This window comes from Microbacterium sp. Root322 (assembly GCF_001425645.1).
Classification (GTDB): domain Bacteria; phylum Actinomycetota; class Actinomycetes; order Actinomycetales; family Microbacteriaceae; genus Microbacterium; species Microbacterium maritypicum.
Window position 1 is genome coordinate 480156 of record NZ_LMCS01000003.1, and the last position, 15354, is coordinate 495509.

Sequence of the window (15354 nt, forward strand, 5' to 3'; positions counted from 1 at the left end):
CACTCCCGCCGGCGTCGGCGCGAGTGGGTCTCGTCGTTGACGCGAGGTCTCGCCCGGTCGCGGAAGCGGTGCGGATGTGCGATCAGCACATCCGATGGCGATCCTCGTGCGATATGCACATGTCGGCTGTGTGGGAAGCGTCGCTACTGTGGCGCACAACCCGTTCCCTCCTCCCGAAGGATCCTCATGGCACGCACGGCGCACGCAGACGACTTCGCGCTCTCCCGAGTGACTCCCGAGGCCCGAAAGCCCTGGTTCGGAATCGCCGTGCAGCGATTCGGACAGGTCTCGGCCCTCTCGCAGTTCCTCCTCGGCGCGACCCTCGGCTACAGCATGACTTTCGGCGAGGCCGTCCTCGCCTTCCTCTTCGGTTCGCTCATCCTCGAGGTGATCATGTGCGTGGTCGGGTTCATCGGGCAGCGGGAGGGACTCAACACCGCGCTCTTGGCGCGCTGGACCGGCTTCGGTGAGATCGGAGCCTCGCTGGTCGGGCTCGCGATCGGCATCAGCCTGATCGGCTGGTTCGGAATCCAGTCGGCGATCTCCGCGCAGTCGCTGGACGCCCTCATGCCCGGTGCGCTGCCCGTGTGGGCCTGGAGCCTCATCTTCGGCCTCGCGGTCACCGCGATCGTGGCCTTCGGATTCGTCGGGATGCAGTGGCTCGCGAACATCACCGTGCCGCTGTTCCTGATCCTGGTCGGTTGGTCGGTCATCACCGAGCTGAGCCGGCACGACATCGGTGAGCTGCTCACGGGGCCCGCGCCCGGTCCGACCATGAGCGTGTGGGCTGGAACCGGCATCGTCGCTGGCGGCCTCATCGTCGGTGCGATCATCACGGGTGACATGACCCGCTTCAACCGCTCGCGCGCCGACGTCGTCAAGCAGACCGTGCTCGGTGTCTCGCTCGGCGAATTCGTGATCGGACTCGCCGGCGTACTGTTGGCCCACGCTGCCGCCACCGGAGACATCGTCGCGATCGTCACGTCGTCGGTCGGCTTCATCGGCTTGTTCATCGTGCTCACCGGCACGCTGAAGATCAACGACTGGAACCTGTACTCCTCGACCTTGGGCCTGGTGAACTTCATCTCCACCGCATTCGGCAAGAACCTGCACCGCGTCACCACGACGATCGTGCTGGGCGTCGTCGGATCCATCCTCGCCGCGGTCGGCATCCTCGGACAGTTCACCGAGTTCCTGATCGTGTTGAGTGTCGCGTTCCCGCCGATCGCCGGCATCATGGTCGCCGAGTACTACGTGGTACGCCGCTGGCGTCCTGATCTGGACGCCACCCGCGAGGCCGGCACTCTCCCGGCGACCGCGCCGCGCATCGTCCCCGCGACGATCGTCGTCTGGCTGGTCTCCGCGCTGGTCGGCTACTTCGTCACCTGGGGCATCCCATCGCTGCTCAGCCTCTTCCTGTCGATGGTGCTGTACATCGTGGCAGGAAAGCTCGGCTGGGTCCGCGGCGTCGGAGTGGCGACGACGCGGCAGGCGACCCCGGTCGAACAAGCAGCGACGGCCTGAGCCGCCCGAGACAGACATCCCTCCCAGGAAAGCGAGAATCATGCACATCGGTATCGACGTCGGCGGCACCAACACCGACGCAGTCCTCATGGACGGCACCCGCACTCTGGCGGGGGTGAAGCACTCGACCACCCCCGACGTCACCAGCGGCATCATCCAGGCGATCGAGGATCTGCGCACCGGACACTCCTTCGAGGGCGCAGACATCGATGCCGTCATGATCGGCACGACGCACTTCATCAACGCGCTCGTGCAGGCGCGCCGGCTCGCACCCGTCGCCGCACTGCGGCTCGGCTTGCCCGCAACGCGGGCTCTGCCTCCTCTGATCGACTGGCCCGAGGTGCTCGTCGAGGCCACACAGGCTCGCAGCTACCTCGCGCACGGCGGCTATGAGTTCGACGGCCGGCCGATCTCGCCCCTCGACCCCGAGGAGATCCGGGCGCACGCCGAGGACATGAAGGTGCATGGCATCCGCTCGGTCGCCATCTCCTCGGTCTTCAGCCCGGTCAACCACGACCTCGAGGTGCGGGCGGCGGAGATCGTCGCCGAGGTGCTGGGGGCGGATGCCGCCATCTCGCTGTCCCACGAGATCGGACGCATCGGGCTCCTCGAGCGCGAGAACGCGACGATCATCAACGCCGCGCTGCGTGAACTCGCGTCCGAGATCGTCGACGGGCTCACCTCGGCCGTGCGCGCCCAGGGCATCGAGGCGCCGATCTTCCTCAGCCAGAACGACGGCACGCTCATGGACGAGGAGTACGTACGCCGTTACCCGGTTGCGACCTTCGCCTCGGGGCCGACGAACTCGATGCGCGGTGCCGCCGCCACGAGCGGCCTCGACGATTGCGCCGTGATCGACGTGGGTGGCACCACGGCCGACATCGGCCTGCTGATCAACGGCTTCCCGCGTGAGACGGCGAACGAGGTGAAGGTCGCGGGCATCCGCACGAACTTCCGGATGCCTGATGTGCTCTCGCTCGGCATCGGCGGCGGCAGCATCGTCGATGAGGAGACGGCCGAGGTCGGGCCGGCATCCGTCGGCTACAAGCTGAACACGGAGGCTCTGGTCTTCGGCGGATCGACCCTGACCGCCACCGACATCGCGGTCGCGGCCGGACGCGCACAGGTGGGAGATGCGAGCAGGGTCGCACACCTCGACCCGGTGTTCGTCGAGCGCGTGCTCGCCCGCATCGCTGAGCGCGTGTCCGAAGCCGTCGACCGCATGCGGACCTCGCCCGAGCCCATCGCGGTGGTCGCGGTCGGCGGCGGCTCCATCCTGCTCCCGGATGAGCTGCCGTTGTTCGGGACCGTACACCGCCCTGAGAACTATGCGGTCGCGAATGCCATCGGCGCATCGATCGCGCAGGTCGGCGGAGAGATCGACAAGGTCTACGCGATCGAACCCGGCCGTCGCGAGGAGACGATCGCCGAGGTGCGGGCAGAAGCCGTCGACAAGGCGATCGCGGCCGGCGCCAAGCCCTCGACCGTGTCGATCATCGACTTCGACGAGGTGCCGATCCCCTACCTTCCCGGCAACGCGACGCGCATCCGCGTGAAGGCCGTCGGCGACCTCGACATGGGAGCATGACATGAGCTGGACCATCACTCCCGCCCACATCGACGGGCTCGCGCGCGGCGCGGCCGTCCTCGGCACCGGTGGGGGAGGAGACCCGTACATCGGTGCGCTCCTGGCCCGTCAGGCACTCGTCTCCGGCGACGTCACGGTCGTCGGCCTCGATGAGGTGCCCGATGACGCACTCGTGCTGTTCGTCGCGATGATGGGCGCACCGACCGTCATGGTCGAGAAGCTGCCGAGCCTCGCGGAGGTGGTCGAACCGGTCAAGGCCCTCGGCATCCACCTCGGGCGCCCCGTCACCCACATCGCGTGCGCAGAGGTGGGCGGTGTGAATTCGACCATACCGATCGCCGCCGCCGCAGCGCTGGGGCTGCCCCTGATCGATGCCGACGGCATGGGGCGCGCGTTCCCCGAGCTGCAGATGGTGCTCCCGACCCTGTACGGCGTGACCGCATCGCCCCTCGCGTTCAGCGACGAGAAGGGGAACACCGGAGTGCTGCAGACGGTCGACAACTCATGGACCGAGCGCATCGCCCGTGTCGCCTGCGTCGAGATGGGCTGCTCGGTCATGATCTCCGGATTCTCGATGTCGGGCGCCGCGGCGCGCGAGTCGATGGTCTCGGGGTCGCTCTCGCGCTGTATCGAGATCGGTCAGCGCATCGCTGCGGCCCGGGATGCGAAGACGGACCCGGTCGCGGGGGTGGTCGACCTCCTCGGCGGGCGCGAGCTGTTCGACGGAAAGGTCGTCGACGTGCACCGTGCCACCACGACCGGCTTCGCTCGCGGACGTGCGCGTATCGACGGCGACGACGGTGCGAGGCTGACTCTGCAGTTCCAAAACGAGCATCTGGTGGCGGAAGCCGACGGGGAGGTCCTCGCGACCACTCCCGACCTGATCATGGTGCTCGACGGCGAATCCGGCGAGCCGATCACGACCGAGGCCCTGCGCTACGGGCAGCGGGTGCGGGTGATCGCAGCCCCCGCCGACGAGCGCTGGCACTCGGAGGCGGCGCTGGCGATGGTCGGCCCCGGCTACTTCGGATACGACATGGCGGCGCATCGCTTCGACGGCAGCGTCTCCGCGGGGACCGTCCGGACGGGAGTCGCGGCATGAGCTGGCAGCTCACGGCCGCTGACCTCCCCGACCTCGCTCGCGGTGCGACGCTGCTCGGCACGGGCGGCGGAGGCGATCCCTATATCGGCAAGATGCTGGTCGAGCGTGTGCTGGGGGAGGGGAGCATCACGATCCTCGACCCGGACGAGCTCCCCGACGACCTGTTCGTGATCCCGACGGCTCAGATGGGCGCCCCCACCGTGATGGTCGAGAAGATCCCCGCCGGCACGGAGCCCACCCTGGCTCTGCGCACACTCGAGGAGCACCTCGGGCGGACGGCGGATGCGACGATGCCGATCGAGTGCGGCGGGATCAACTCGATGATCCCGCTCATCGTCGCGGCCGAGACCGGGCTGCCGGTGGTGGATGCCGACGGCATGGGGCGCGCCTTCCCCGAACTGTCGATGGAGACCTTCGCCGTCTACGGCGTTCATGGCTCGCCTCTCGCGCTCGCCGGAGAACGGGGCGAGAAGGTCGTCATCGACACCGGCGAAGACGACCGCCAGATGGAGTGGCTCGCCCGGGCTGTCACCATCCGCCTCGGCGGCGTCGGACACATCGCCGAGTACGCGATGACCGGAGCCGACGTGCGGCGCACGGCCGTGCCCCGCACGATCTCGATGGCACTCGCGCTCGGCCGCGCCATCCGTGTCGCCCGCGAGGAGCACCGCTCGCCGTTCGAGGCGATCGCCTCGACGCTGTCCATCACCCTCTACCCGCACCTGCGCGAGCTCTGCGTCGGCAAGGTCATCGATGTCGAGCGGCGTACGACCGAGGGGTTCGCGAAGGGGCGCGCTGTGATCGCGCCGCTCGGGGCCGACGACGGAGATACGTTCGAGATCTTCTTCCAGAACGAGAACCTCACTGCTCGCCGGGGAGACACCCTCGTGGCGATCGTTCCGGACCTGATCTGCGTCGTCGACCACGAGACGGCCGAGCCGATCACGACAGAGGGGCTCCGCTACGGACAGCGCGTGCGGGTGCTCGGCATCTCCACCCCCGAGATGATGCGCACGCCGGCCGCGCTCGCCGCGTTCGGCCCCTCTGCCTTCGGTCTCGCGGCGGAGTTCGTCCCGATCGAGACGCTGACCGTGGGCGAGGACGAATCTCCCTAGGCTGGACGCATGAAGCTGCAGCGCGACGACCTCACCGCGCTCGCCCGCGGCTACGCGCTGCTCGGGTCCGGTGGCGGCGGCTCGACCACCATGCTCGAGCTGATGCTCGCCGGGGACGGGGAATGGCCGATCGAGGTCTCGCCGATCTCGGCCCTGGATCCGGCCACACCCTGTCTCGGTGTCGCGTTCGTCGGTTCCACGATGCTGCTGGGCGAGCGGCTTCCGGGGGCGGACCCCTTCGCCAGGCTCCTCAGCGCGGTGCAACGATGGATCGGACATCCGGTCTCCGCCGTGTGCTCGCTCGAGGGCGGAGGGATGAACGGCCTCGCACCGCTGACCCTGGCTGGATCTCACGTGGTCGTCGACGCGGACTGCACCGGACGAGCGGTGCCTGGACTCGACCAGATGTCGCTCTTCGTCGACCGGGTGCCCGGGCTCGTGTTCGCGTGCGACACGGGTGCCGATGGTGTCGCGCTCGTCGAGGCGCATCGTGCCATCGACGCCGAGCGCGTCGTGCGTTCGGCGATCATCCAGGCAGGTGGGGTCGGCTGCGCCGTGCTCGGCGGGTTCACGGTCGGCGATCTGAGGGAGCACGCGATCGGCGGCCATCTCGCCCATGCCCTCGAGCTCGGCAGGGCGTATCTCGGCGCCATGATCGCCCCGCTTCCCCTGCTCGCCGATGCGCTGGGGGCGCAGCTGCTCGCCGAGGGGCGCATCGTCTCGATCTCGTCGTCGACGCAGGACCCGCATGTGAACGCGGTCGAGATCAGCGGGCTCGCGGGTGCCGTGCACCGGATCGTGACACGGTCGGAGACGCTCGCCGTGCTCACCGACGGGCGGCTGGTGGCGTCCGCCCCGACGATCATCGTGGTCATCGATGCGGTCTCACAGGAGATCCTCGAGGTCACCGAACTCCGCCTCGCTCGTAACGTCGCGGTCCTCGCCGTCCCCGCGCCGCAATGGTGGAACGACCGGCCTGAGCGGCGTGCGAAAGTCCTGCCGTCCGCCTACGGGCTCGACGATCTGGACGCCGCGTGAACGAGTGGCTGCAGCTGGGGGCGCTGCTCGCCCACGCCGAGAACGGCGGCCTTCGACGGGTGGCCGGGCCGGCGGATGCGGCGTGGGAAGCGGTGGCGGTGGGATCGGGTGAGGCCGAGCTCACCGAGAGCGGCGCCGACCGGCTCGCGATCCTCACGGCGGGGCGTCCGACCTCGACCTGGCAGCAGGACGCGTTGCTGCGCCGGTTGCGTGACCGTGGCTACACCGGACTGGCCCTCGCCGGTGCCGGCTCCTTCGATGCGGGGGCGTTCCGCCTGGCGGACCGGATCGGCCTCTGCCTGCTCGACGTCGAGCGGCCGATTCAACTCGCGAAGGCCTGCTGGATGCTGATCGAGGCTCGTGACGCGCTCACGCTGAGCCAGGTACGCAAGGTCGCCCAGTCGTTCGAGTACGCCGCCGATGACCTGGCCGACCTGCTCGGCCACATCGCGGCGAACCTCGGCGTCGGCGCCGCACTGATCGACTCGTCGGGGGTGCTGCAGGAAGCGGGCGCCCCTCTCGATGAACGGCTTCATGCCGCGATCGGGTTCGACTCGTGGCTCGACCGGACGAGCATCGGCGACGCCGCGGCCGCATCGGTGCGTGTGGACAGCCCGGGTCGCAGCGGTCTGCGGCTCGTGCTCTTCGGCCGGGGCCTCAGCGAGGCGCAGGTGCAGTCGCTCTCGGTCGCCGCCGAAGTCGCGATGCCTGCAGTCGCGGCGCGCATCCTGATCGACGAGGTGGCGGCGGTGAACGACGTCGCGGTGTCTTCCGGACTCCTGCGCGACTTCGTCGATCTGCATGGCACGGCCGACGCCGATGTCGAACGGCGCATGATCGAGCGCGGCTGGCGCACCGCGGGTCATCACCTCGGCTTCCGGATGGTCGCGAGGGGACGGCTCGATTCCTTCTCGCTGCTGCGCACGGTCAGCGCGGGACTCAGCGCCATCGACGGTGAGGCGCACGCGACGACGGCCGGTCGAGGACTGAGCGGGTGGCTGACCTTTCCCGAGTCACCGGACCCGGACCGTGTGGAGAGGGCTGTCGCTGCTCTGCGCGAACTCCACCTGGGGGCGCTGCGCGACTTCGCGGTCGCGACCGGCGTCGGTTCCCTCCACGGCGGATCGGAAGGCCTCGCCACGACCTTGGACGAAGCGGGGGATGCCGCGCGCATCGCGGCCTCACGCTCCGCGACAGGATGGTTCGTGCGCGTCGACAGCCTCGGGCTGGAACAGCTCCTGCTTGCGTGGACGGGGAACGACACGTTCGTCCCCGCTGCGGAGTCCTTGCTCGCGCCGCTGCGGGAAGGAGGGGGCGAGCTGCTCACCACGCTCTCCGCGTATCTCGACCATGAGTCGGGCATCGCCGCGACCGCGACCGCGTTGGGCCTGCACCGCAACACCGTGATGGTGCGGATCCGGCGGGTTCAGGAGCTTCTCGGGATCGACATGACCGATCCGGAGGCGCGCCTCGCCTTGCATCTTGCGTGTCGCGCGGTGAAGCCTCGCTGAGCCGGGCGGACCTCGCTCGAGCTGGCGGGACGTCAGGCCGGGAGGGCTTTGACCGCGGCGGTGAGCACCTGCGGGACCGTCGGCACACCGGTGGCGCGGAAGACCTCCACACCGGCAGCGTCGCGGATGATCACGGTGGGCGTGAACGCGATGTCGAGCTCCTCTGCCGCATCCGGGCTCTGTGCCACGTCGATCTCGATGACGGTCGCTTCGGGGAGGAACCGCGCGGCCTCGGCGAGCACGGTCCGCGTGCGTGCGCAGGCGCCGCAGAACGACGACGACACTAGGGTCAGTTCCATGCACACCTCCTCGGACGCGGCTCACACCACGCAGAGATGCAACCATCATCCTGCTCGCCCTGTTCCCCAGGGGCAGAGCCGAGCGCGGGATCGCTAGTCTGCAGCGAGCCACTCCGCGAAGCTCTGACTTCCGAGCTCGGCGTCGGGACCGGGGAGACCGAGCCCTGCCCTCATGCCGGCCATCTGCGGCCCCGGCACGTTCAGCGTCGGCACCCAGCCACGGTATCCCTCGCGCCGGGCGTACGCGCGGACCATGTCCGCCAGCTGCTCCTCGCGAGGCCCGGCGAGGTCCCGTGCACGGCCTTGGGGTGGCGCTGCTGCGAGGGCGGCGAGGCGTGAACCCACCTCGCGGGCGGCCACGGGCTGTGTCCGGGCCTTGAGAGCGATGTGGAGCGGGCCCAACTTCGCCCGTCTGAACATCTGCGCCGCGAACTCGTGGAACTGCGTCGCTCGCAGGGTCGTCCACGGAACGAGCGACGCCTCGACGACCTTCTCCTGGGCGATCTTGCCGGCGTAATAGTCGTAGGGCATGCGGTCGATCCCGACGATCGACAACAGCACGAAGTGTCCGACCCCCGCGTCGGCGGCTGCCGCGGCCAGGTTCCCTGTCGCCGCGGTGAAGAACTCGATCGCTTCGCTGGCTTTGCGCGTCTCGATGCTCGTGACGTCGATCACCGCGTCCGCGCCGGCCAGGGCGTGGCCCAGGCCCTCTCCGGTCACCAGGTCGACTCCCCGTGACCGGCTCAGGACGACGGCGTCGTGCCCCGCGGCCCGCACCGCCTCGACGGTGTGCCGCCCGACGGTTCCGGTTCCTCCTGCGACGACGATCCTCATATGTGTTCTCCTTCGTCTCGGTACATCCTTCTCCTTGTTCGACGACGCAGGCGAACGAAACGTGAGGCGCCTGTCGAGAGCGGCATCGACATGGCGTCGGCAGGAGGCCGAGACGGACCAAGATGGAGGCGATGGATGATCTCGTTGTGGTCGAAGCCGAACGCCGTACCCTGCTCGCTCTCGCGTATCGCCTGCTCGGCACGGTCGCGGATGCCGAGGACGCGGTGCAGGAGACCTACGTGCGCTGGGTGCGGCTGACCGACGCGGAGCGCGCACGGATCGTCAATCCGGGTGCGTGGCTGACGCGCGTCGCCGGACGCATCTGTCTGGATGCCCTTGGCTCGGCGCGAGCGCGGAGGGAGAGCTATGTCGGTCAGTGGCTTCCGGAGCCCGTGCCGCAGGACTCGCTGTTCGTCACCCCAGTTCCGGACCCGCTCGACAGCGTGTCCCTCGACGAGTCGGTCGGGATGGCGCTGCTCGTGCTCCTGGAATCGCTCACTCCCCCCGAGCGTGTGGCCTTCGTGCTGCACGACGTGTTCGGCGTCCCGTTCGCGGAGATCGCCGAGACAGTCGGAAGGAGCACGGACGCCGTGAGACAGCTCGCGTCGCAGGGACGTCGACGGGTGCGAGAGCGGCGTGCGCGCCTGGCGACGCGGGAGCAGCACGATGCCGTCGCCCGCGCATTCCTCGAAGCCGCAGCGACCGGACGGCTCGATCGCCTGATCACTGTGCTCGATCCCGATGTCGTGCTCATCTCCGACGCGGGCGGGAGGAAATCGGCGGCGCTGCGACCGGTCCTCGGGGCCGATCGCGTGGCACGTTTCCTGCAGGGCATCGCTCGGCGCCACCCCGGCGCGGAGGTCATCCTCGTCCCGACCGCGGACGGGCTGGCCGCGCTTGCCACGCTCGACGGTTCCCCCGATGCGGTGTTCTCCTTCGTCGTCGAGGGCGAGCGGATCACCGAGGTGCTCGCCGTGCGCAATCCCGACAAGCTCACGCAGTGGTCCTGAGAACCGCTGAGTACGATGGCGGGTGTGACCACACCGACCGTGCGCCCGGGCATCGCCGAGCGGCTTTCGCAGATGATCCGGATCCCGACGGTCTCGGCCGAGCTCGACGAGCGCGGCTCGGCTCCGTTCGAGGAGTTCGTCGCGCTCATCGCGGAGCTCTATCCGCTGACGCACGAGAAGCTGGCGCTCGAACGGCACACCGACTTCGGGCTGCTGTTCCACTGGCAGGGGACCGGCGCGGCCCCGGATCGACCGGTCGTGCTGATGGCGCACTACGACGTCGTCCCGGTGGATGAGAGCGACGCGTGGACGCACCCGCCCTTCGCGGGGGTGATCGCCGACGGCTCGGTGTACGGACGAGGTGCCCTCGATGACAAGGGCCCGCTGATCGTGGTGCTCGAGGCGGTCGAGAATCTGCTCGCCGACGGGTTCGTGCCTCCTCGGGACGTGTACCTCTCCTTCGGCGGCAACGAGGAGACCTATGGGCGCGCGGCCGAGGAGATCGCCCGCGTGCTGCGCGGGCGTGGCATCGTCCCCTGGCTCGTGCTCGACGAGGGGGGTGCCGTCGTCGACGCGCCTCTGCCGTTCGTCCCCGGTCGCGCAGCGATGATCGGTGTCGGCGAGAAGGGCGTGATGACGCTCCGGCTGACCGCGCGGGGTGACGGCGGACACGCCTCCGCGCCGCCGCCGCTCACCGCGGTCCGGCGCATCGCCAGGGCCGTGGACCGGCTCGGACCCACCACTTTCCGCCCTCATGCCTCGAAGGCCATCCTGCGGATGCTGTCGCAGCTGGCCGCGCAGACTCCGGGCCCGGCCCGTCACCTGCTGCGGCTGCTTGGCTCGGCGCCGCTGCTGACAGCGCAGGTCTTCGCCGCGCTCGGTGGCGAGCCGGCGGCCCTCGTGCGCACCACCGTCGCCCCGACCATGCAGTCCGGTGGCACGGCGGCGAACGTGCTGCCGTCGCAAGCCTCTGCCACCGTGAATCTGCGCATCGCGCTCGGAGAGACGACGCAGCAGACCGTGTTCCGGGTGCGCAGGCGCATCCGCGATCCGCTGGTCGAGGTCGAGGTGATCGAGGCGAGCGAGCCCTCGCCGGAGTCGCCGACCGACAACGCCCCGTTCGCTCTGCTGGCCGAGGCCCTCGACACGGCGTTCCCCGGCGTCCCCGCCGTGCCGTACGTGATGATGGCGGCCACCGATTCGCGGCATTTCCATCGCTTCTCACCTGCCGTCTACCGCTTCGCGCCGCTGGAGATGTCCAACGCGCAACGCGCGTCGATCCATGGCGTCGACGAGAGCGTGGAGATCGCCTCTCTCGAGCGCGGAGAGCGATTCCATCGGGCGCTGCTCGAACGGCTAGGGTGATCTCACCCTTCTCTCGGATCGTGCCGGGGGACCCGATGCAGAAGCAGGAGACGCGATGACGCGCACCCGCACCTTGGGCACTCTCGCCGTCGTGGTCGGCTTCCTCGCCTTCGTCGAGTTCACCAGTGGCGTGCTGCAGGGCTACTACACCCCGATGCTCACCGACATCGCCCGTCATCTGGGCATCCACGATGCCGACGTGAACTGGCTCGAGGGTGCGCAGCTCATGCTGTCGGCGCTCGTCGTGCCGGCTTTCGCGAAGCTCGGCGACATGGTCGGGCACAAACGGATGCTGCTGATCTCGACCGCGGTCACCGCGGCGGCGGCCCTCGTCCTGCCCTTCACCGATTCGTTCCCTGTCTTCCTCGCGGCGTGGGCGTTGATGGGCTTCTACGTCGTCTGGCTTCCTCTCGAGATCGCCCTGATCTGGTCGAGGTCGCGCCGGATGGAGGGGCGCTCCTCGATCACTGCCAAGGCGGCGGGCCTTCTCGTCGCCGCGCTCGAAGGCGGTGCGATCATCGGTGCGCTCGTCGGTGGCGCGCTCATCGACGTGCTGCCCCTCACCATCGTGCTGTTGATCCCGGCCGTGCTGATCGTGGTGTGCTTCTTCGTGATCCTGTTCGGGGTCAAGGAGTCTCCCGATCCCACGGGCGGCATCTTCGACACGATCGGTCTCGTGCTCATCTCGCTCGCCCTCCTGTGCTTCACCGGCGGTCTCAGCCTGCTCCGCCTCGAGGGCGGCCTGACCAACCCCTGGTCCTGGGCAGTCGTGATCCTCGGCGTCCTGCTCGTGATCCCGTTCGTGCTGTGGGAGCTGCGCTGCGCCGACCCGCTCATCGACGTGCGCATGTTCCGCTCGCCTGCGCTCGGCCCCGTCTTCCTCACAGCCGGCCTCTTCGGGGTCAGTGTGCTGGGCGCGCAGGCTCCGCTGTCGACGTTCGCCCGCACCGATCCGACGGTCTACGGATACGGTCTGGGCACGAGCGGGTTCGCGACCTCGCTGATCATCGGCGTCTACCTGATCGCCATGATCACGGGCGCTCTCCTGTTCTCGACGGTCGCACGGTGGGCGACGCCTCGTCTGACCCTGATGGGGGCCTCGGTGCTGGTGGGCATCGGGTTCCTGTTGTTCCTGCCGTTCCACGACACCTACGCACAGGTGATCACGAACATGGTCGTCGTGGGACTGGGCTCCGGCGCGCTGGTCGCGGCGCTCCCTGCCGCTGCGGCATCCGCGGCTCCGGCCACGCAGACGGGGGTGGCGACGGGGCTGACCAACTCGGTCAAGACCGTGGGTGGTGCGATCGCCTCGTGTGTGTTCGGCATCGCGCTGTTGCACGGAGTCGCGAGCACCGCGGGGGCGACCGAGGGGACCGCTGGTTCGCTCGCCGGCTACTTCACGGTGTGGATCGTCTGCGGAGTGACTGCGCTCGTCGCTGCTGTGATCCTCGTCTTCGTTCCGAAGACCGCGTTCACCGATCGGACGGCGGAGGCAGAGGTCGCTCCGGCGCTCTGATCCTCAGACCCGCAGGTCGAGGGCGTGCACGATCTGCGGCCACGCGAGCGCGCCGAGTTCCGCGTCAGCGGAAGGAGACCCGCCGCGCGCCATCGTCACTCCGCCGGCCGCGACCGTCTCACCGGGTAAGACCATCCTGTGCCCCGCAGCAGGGTGAGTGACCACCGTCGTCTCCCGTCCGTGCGCACTCCGGCGCGCGGAGATCTCGGCGGCGAATCGGCCACTCGGCCAGACGCGGTCGTCGCCTCCCGCGATCAGCACGACGACACCGGTGATGTACTCCGTGCGGATCGCTGCGGCCGCGGCCGCGTCAGGAGCGCGATCGATGCTCGCCTCGTACAGGGATCGGTACTCGGGCGGCACGGTCGACGACACCCAGGACGGATCGAACGACACGGCGGGCAGCGGCGTGCCCCGGCTGGTCCAGTGCGACGACCAGTCTCCGTCGGTGAGCCCGGCCCAGACGACGGATGACGGAGCGACGGCCACCGTCGCGTCGACCGGGTGAAGGGAGGCGGTCACCAGGGCCGCCTCCGCTCCGAACGACGTTCCGAAGATCGCGACGCGATCGGCGTCGCGGCGCAGGAGATCGAGCTGATCGATGAACAGCTCGATCGGCACCTCGTGCGGTGCGGGGCGCTGGCCCATGCCGCCGAACCAGCGGATGGCGCGCACCCGTGCACCGTGCCGTGCGAGCAGGTCGGCCCGCTGGGACTCGACCCGACCGCTGGACCCGGCGAGGAGCAGCACGGCTGTGCCGCAGGGAACTTCCGGAAAGGCATCGTGCCGGTCGGCATGCGGTACCGAGGCGTGACGGCGAGGCGTCGTCATCACTCGCGGTCGAGGCCGAAGGTGCGCTTCACGATGGCCTGCACGTCGCGGTCGAGACCGTCGATGCGGGTGTTCACGGAATCGAAGCGGGTGTTCACGGAATCGAAGCGGGCGTTCATCTCGGTGCGCAGCCCGTCGATCTGGCCGTTCATCTCGGTGCGCAGGCCGCCGATCTCGCTGCGGAGGATCCGGACGAACAAGGTCGACACCACGGTGAGCGTGCTGAACATCAGCACGGTGAACGACCCGATCATGGTCCAGATCTGCGCGTCATTCATGAATCCCACTCCCTCATCGTCGCATCGATTCGGCACGCCTGCCAGAGCGCGGGAGGCGAAGATATCGGTCGTCTGAAAGACGCGCACAACGTGCTTCTGTGTTCTCTGGTGGAGGATAGGTTGCCCGGGCGTCAAGCCTTCTCGCGGGGAGGGTTGTACATGAACTCGACCCGGATGCCGTCGACGTCTTCGACGAACGAGGCGTAGTAGCGCTCCGAATAGCGCGGGTACTCCTTGGGCTCGCGGATCGCTGTCCACCCGGCCTCGAGAGCGACGGCATGAAGGTGCTCGACCTGCTCGCGCGTCGGCACCGAGAAGGCGATGTGCTGCCAGCCGATACGACCATGACGGTGCGGGGTGGAGTCGTCATCCCAGGTGTAGAGGATGATCTCGGTCTCGTCGCCGTTGTGCCACGAGATGGAGTGGTCGTCCGCACCCCCGCTCTGATATCCGAGAGCGGCGAGGACGGGGTGGAACTGCGCCCGGCCACGCTCGAGGTCGCCGACGGTGATGCCCAGGTGATCCAGAAGAGCCATACGCCGAGTCTTCCAGGTGCCGCCGACGTCGCACTAGTGCGGCGCGTGGTACTCGGCTTCGCCGCGCTTCCAGTAGCCCTTCACGACGGCGTTCGCGGTGTCGACACCCCAGCGCTCGAGGAGCGCCCTGCCGGGTTTGACGATCGACTGCTCGGCGGCGATGAAGACGAAGGGGTCGGGCCCGACCACGTCTTCGGCGGTCAGCGTCTCGATGAGGGCGATGAGTGCGGAACCGGAGGGAGCTTCCCCGCGGTGCAGCCACTCGACGTCGACCGGTGCCTCGATGTCGATCTCGCGCCCCTGGTTCACGGTCTCCACCACGATGCGTGCCGGGGTGCCTGACGGAATGAGCGCGGCGAAGCGGCGGATGGCGGGGATGGCGGTCTCGTCGCCGACCAGCAGCCAGGAGCCGGGGTCGCCGGCCAGGACGGCCGATCCGCGCGGACCGCCGACGCCGATCGTGGATCCGATCGGTGCCGTCGCAGCCCAGGGGGCCGCGACGCCCTGGTCGCCGTGCACGGCGAACTCGACGTCGAGCCAGTCTTCGCCCCACGCGAGCGGGGTGTACTCGCGGCTCGGGGATGCTCGCAGCTCTTCGACGGACCCGGTCGGGCCTGCGGGGAAGAACAGGCGCATGTGGTCGTCGGAGCCGGGGGAGTCGAAGCCCGCGAGGTCTGAACCGGTCAGCCGCACGCGCACGAAGTCCGGTGCCAGCCATTCGCGGGCACTCAGCGTGACGTTGCGGAAGCGCAGCTCCAGGCCGCGACGCTCGATCGAGAAACCGGATTTCGTATCGCTCATAAAGTA

The 15354-nt window shown here is 69.1% G+C and carries 15 protein-coding genes; 9 read left to right on the forward strand and 6 right to left on the reverse strand.

The annotated features are described in order from the left end of the window. Positions 1-186: 186 nt before the first annotated feature. The 6 genes from ASC55_RS14640 to ASC55_RS14665 are packed head-to-tail and all read left to right on the forward strand — an operon-like array spanning position 187 to position 7878. A complete protein-coding gene (locus tag ASC55_RS14640) occupies positions 187-1524 on the forward strand; it encodes a purine-cytosine permease family protein (protein ID WP_055877025.1) in 1338 nt (445 codons plus the stop codon). A gap of 40 nt (positions 1525-1564) precedes the next feature. Then, positions 1565-3112 carry a hydantoinase/oxoprolinase N-terminal domain-containing protein gene (locus ASC55_RS14645; RefSeq protein WP_055877028.1) on the forward strand — a complete coding sequence of 516 codons (1548 nt, stop codon included), beginning with the start codon at positions 1565-1567 and terminating at the stop codon, positions 3110-3112. 1 nt (position 3113) lies between these two features. Further along, positions 3114-4214 (forward strand): DUF917 domain-containing protein, encoded by a 1101-nt coding sequence (locus ASC55_RS14650; protein WP_055877030.1) that lies wholly within the window; start codon positions 3114-3116, stop codon positions 4212-4214. Next, positions 4211-5329 carry a DUF917 domain-containing protein gene (locus ASC55_RS14655; RefSeq protein ID WP_055877033.1) on the forward strand — a complete coding sequence of 373 codons (1119 nt, stop codon included), beginning with the start codon at positions 4211-4213 and terminating at the stop codon, positions 5327-5329. The genes ASC55_RS14650 and ASC55_RS14655 overlap by 4 nt, the downstream gene beginning before the upstream one ends. A gap of 9 nt (positions 5330-5338) precedes the next feature. Then, positions 5339-6367 (forward strand): S-methyl thiohydantoin desulfurase domain-containing protein, encoded by a 1029-nt coding sequence (locus ASC55_RS14660; RefSeq protein WP_055877035.1) that lies wholly within the window; start codon positions 5339-5341, stop codon positions 6365-6367. Next, on the forward strand, positions 6364-7878 hold the full coding sequence (locus ASC55_RS14665; RefSeq protein WP_055877037.1) for a PucR family transcriptional regulator: 1515 nt from the start codon (positions 6364-6366) through the stop codon (positions 7876-7878). Before ASC55_RS14660 ends, ASC55_RS14665 begins: the two co-directional genes overlap by 4 nt. A 32-nt stretch (positions 7879-7910) precedes the next feature. Here the strand turns inward: ASC55_RS14665 and ASC55_RS14670 are convergent, their stop codons facing one another. Further along, positions 7911-8177: a thioredoxin family protein gene (locus tag ASC55_RS14670; protein ID WP_055877040.1), complete on the reverse strand. Its 267-nt coding sequence runs from the start codon at positions 8175-8177 to the stop codon at positions 7911-7913. A 93-nt stretch (positions 8178-8270) separates the two neighbouring features. After that, positions 8271-9011 (reverse strand): SDR family oxidoreductase, encoded by a 741-nt coding sequence (locus ASC55_RS14675; RefSeq protein ID WP_055877043.1) that lies wholly within the window; start codon positions 9009-9011, stop codon positions 8271-8273. A gap of 131 nt (positions 9012-9142) precedes the next feature. Here ASC55_RS14675 and sigJ point away from each other — a divergent pair, with 131 nt between their 5' ends. From sigJ to ASC55_RS14690, 3 genes are read left to right on the forward strand one after another with little or no spacing between them, the layout of a single operon-like run. Then, positions 9143-10021 carry an RNA polymerase sigma factor SigJ gene (gene sigJ / locus ASC55_RS14680; protein ID WP_082524404.1) on the forward strand — a complete coding sequence of 293 codons (879 nt, stop codon included), beginning with the start codon at positions 9143-9145 and terminating at the stop codon, positions 10019-10021. Positions 10022-10045: 24 nt separating this feature from the next. Next, complete coding sequence (locus ASC55_RS14685; RefSeq protein ID WP_157559472.1) at positions 10046-11386, forward strand: M20/M25/M40 family metallo-hydrolase; 1341 nt, start codon at positions 10046-10048, stop codon at positions 11384-11386. A gap of 55 nt (positions 11387-11441) precedes the next feature. Beyond that, positions 11442-12902: an MFS transporter gene (locus tag ASC55_RS14690; RefSeq protein ID WP_055877054.1), complete on the forward strand. Its 1461-nt coding sequence runs from the start codon at positions 11442-11444 to the stop codon at positions 12900-12902. Between the two features lie 3 nt (positions 12903-12905). On the opposite strand, the gene ASC55_RS14695 is transcribed toward ASC55_RS14690, so the two are convergent. The 4 genes from ASC55_RS14695 to ASC55_RS14710 form a co-directional block, all read right to left on the reverse strand. Then, a complete protein-coding gene (locus ASC55_RS14695; protein ID WP_082524379.1) occupies positions 12906-13733 on the reverse strand; it encodes an acyl-CoA thioester hydrolase/BAAT C-terminal domain-containing protein in 828 nt (275 codons plus the stop codon). Beyond that, complete coding sequence (locus ASC55_RS14700) at positions 13733-14011, reverse strand: hypothetical protein (RefSeq protein WP_235563392.1); 279 nt, start codon at positions 14009-14011, stop codon at positions 13733-13735. Before ASC55_RS14700 ends, ASC55_RS14695 begins: the two co-directional genes overlap by 1 nt. A gap of 131 nt (positions 14012-14142) precedes the next feature. Then, positions 14143-14547: a VOC family protein gene (locus tag ASC55_RS14705; RefSeq protein ID WP_055877064.1), complete on the reverse strand. Its 405-nt coding sequence runs from the start codon at positions 14545-14547 to the stop codon at positions 14143-14145. Between the two features lie 33 nt (positions 14548-14580). Further along, positions 14581-15348, reverse strand: a complete 768-nt coding sequence (locus ASC55_RS14710; protein ID WP_055877067.1) for a siderophore-interacting protein — start codon at positions 15346-15348, stop codon at positions 14581-14583. Positions 15349-15354 lie beyond the last annotated feature (6 nt).

Bases quoted from the DNA above. Each gene is read 5' to 3' on its own strand.
- ASC55_RS14700 (WP_235563392.1), bottom strand. From the start codon at position 14,011: ATGAATGACGCGCAGATCTGGACCATGATCGGGTCGTTCACCGTGCTG.
- ASC55_RS14655 (WP_055877033.1), top strand. From the start codon at position 4,211: ATGAGCTGGCAGCTCACGGCCGCTGACCTCCCCGACCTCGCTCGCGGT.
- ASC55_RS14675 (WP_055877043.1), bottom strand. From the start codon at position 9,011: ATGAGGATCGTCGTCGCAGGAGGAACCGGAACCGTCGGGCGGCACACC.
- ASC55_RS14695 (WP_082524379.1), bottom strand. From the start codon at position 13,733: ATGACGACGCCTCGCCGTCACGCCTCGGTACCGCATGCCGACCGGCAC.
- ASC55_RS14670 (WP_055877040.1), bottom strand. From the start codon at position 8,177: ATGGAACTGACCCTAGTGTCGTCGTCGTTCTGCGGCGCCTGCGCACGC.
- sigJ (WP_082524404.1), top strand. From the start codon at position 9,143: ATGGATGATCTCGTTGTGGTCGAAGCCGAACGCCGTACCCTGCTCGCT.
- ASC55_RS14710 (WP_055877067.1), bottom strand. From the start codon at position 15,348: ATGAGCGATACGAAATCCGGTTTCTCGATCGAGCGTCGCGGCCTGGAG.
- ASC55_RS14650 (WP_055877030.1), top strand. From the start codon at position 3,114: ATGAGCTGGACCATCACTCCCGCCCACATCGACGGGCTCGCGCGCGGC.
- ASC55_RS14640 (WP_055877025.1), top strand. From the start codon at position 187: ATGGCACGCACGGCGCACGCAGACGACTTCGCGCTCTCCCGAGTGACT.
- ASC55_RS14690 (WP_055877054.1), top strand. From the start codon at position 11,442: ATGACGCGCACCCGCACCTTGGGCACTCTCGCCGTCGTGGTCGGCTTC.
- ASC55_RS14660 (WP_055877035.1), top strand. From the start codon at position 5,339: ATGAAGCTGCAGCGCGACGACCTCACCGCGCTCGCCCGCGGCTACGCG.
- ASC55_RS14705 (WP_055877064.1), bottom strand. From the start codon at position 14,547: ATGGCTCTTCTGGATCACCTGGGCATCACCGTCGGCGACCTCGAGCGT.
- ASC55_RS14645 (WP_055877028.1), top strand. From the start codon at position 1,565: ATGCACATCGGTATCGACGTCGGCGGCACCAACACCGACGCAGTCCTC.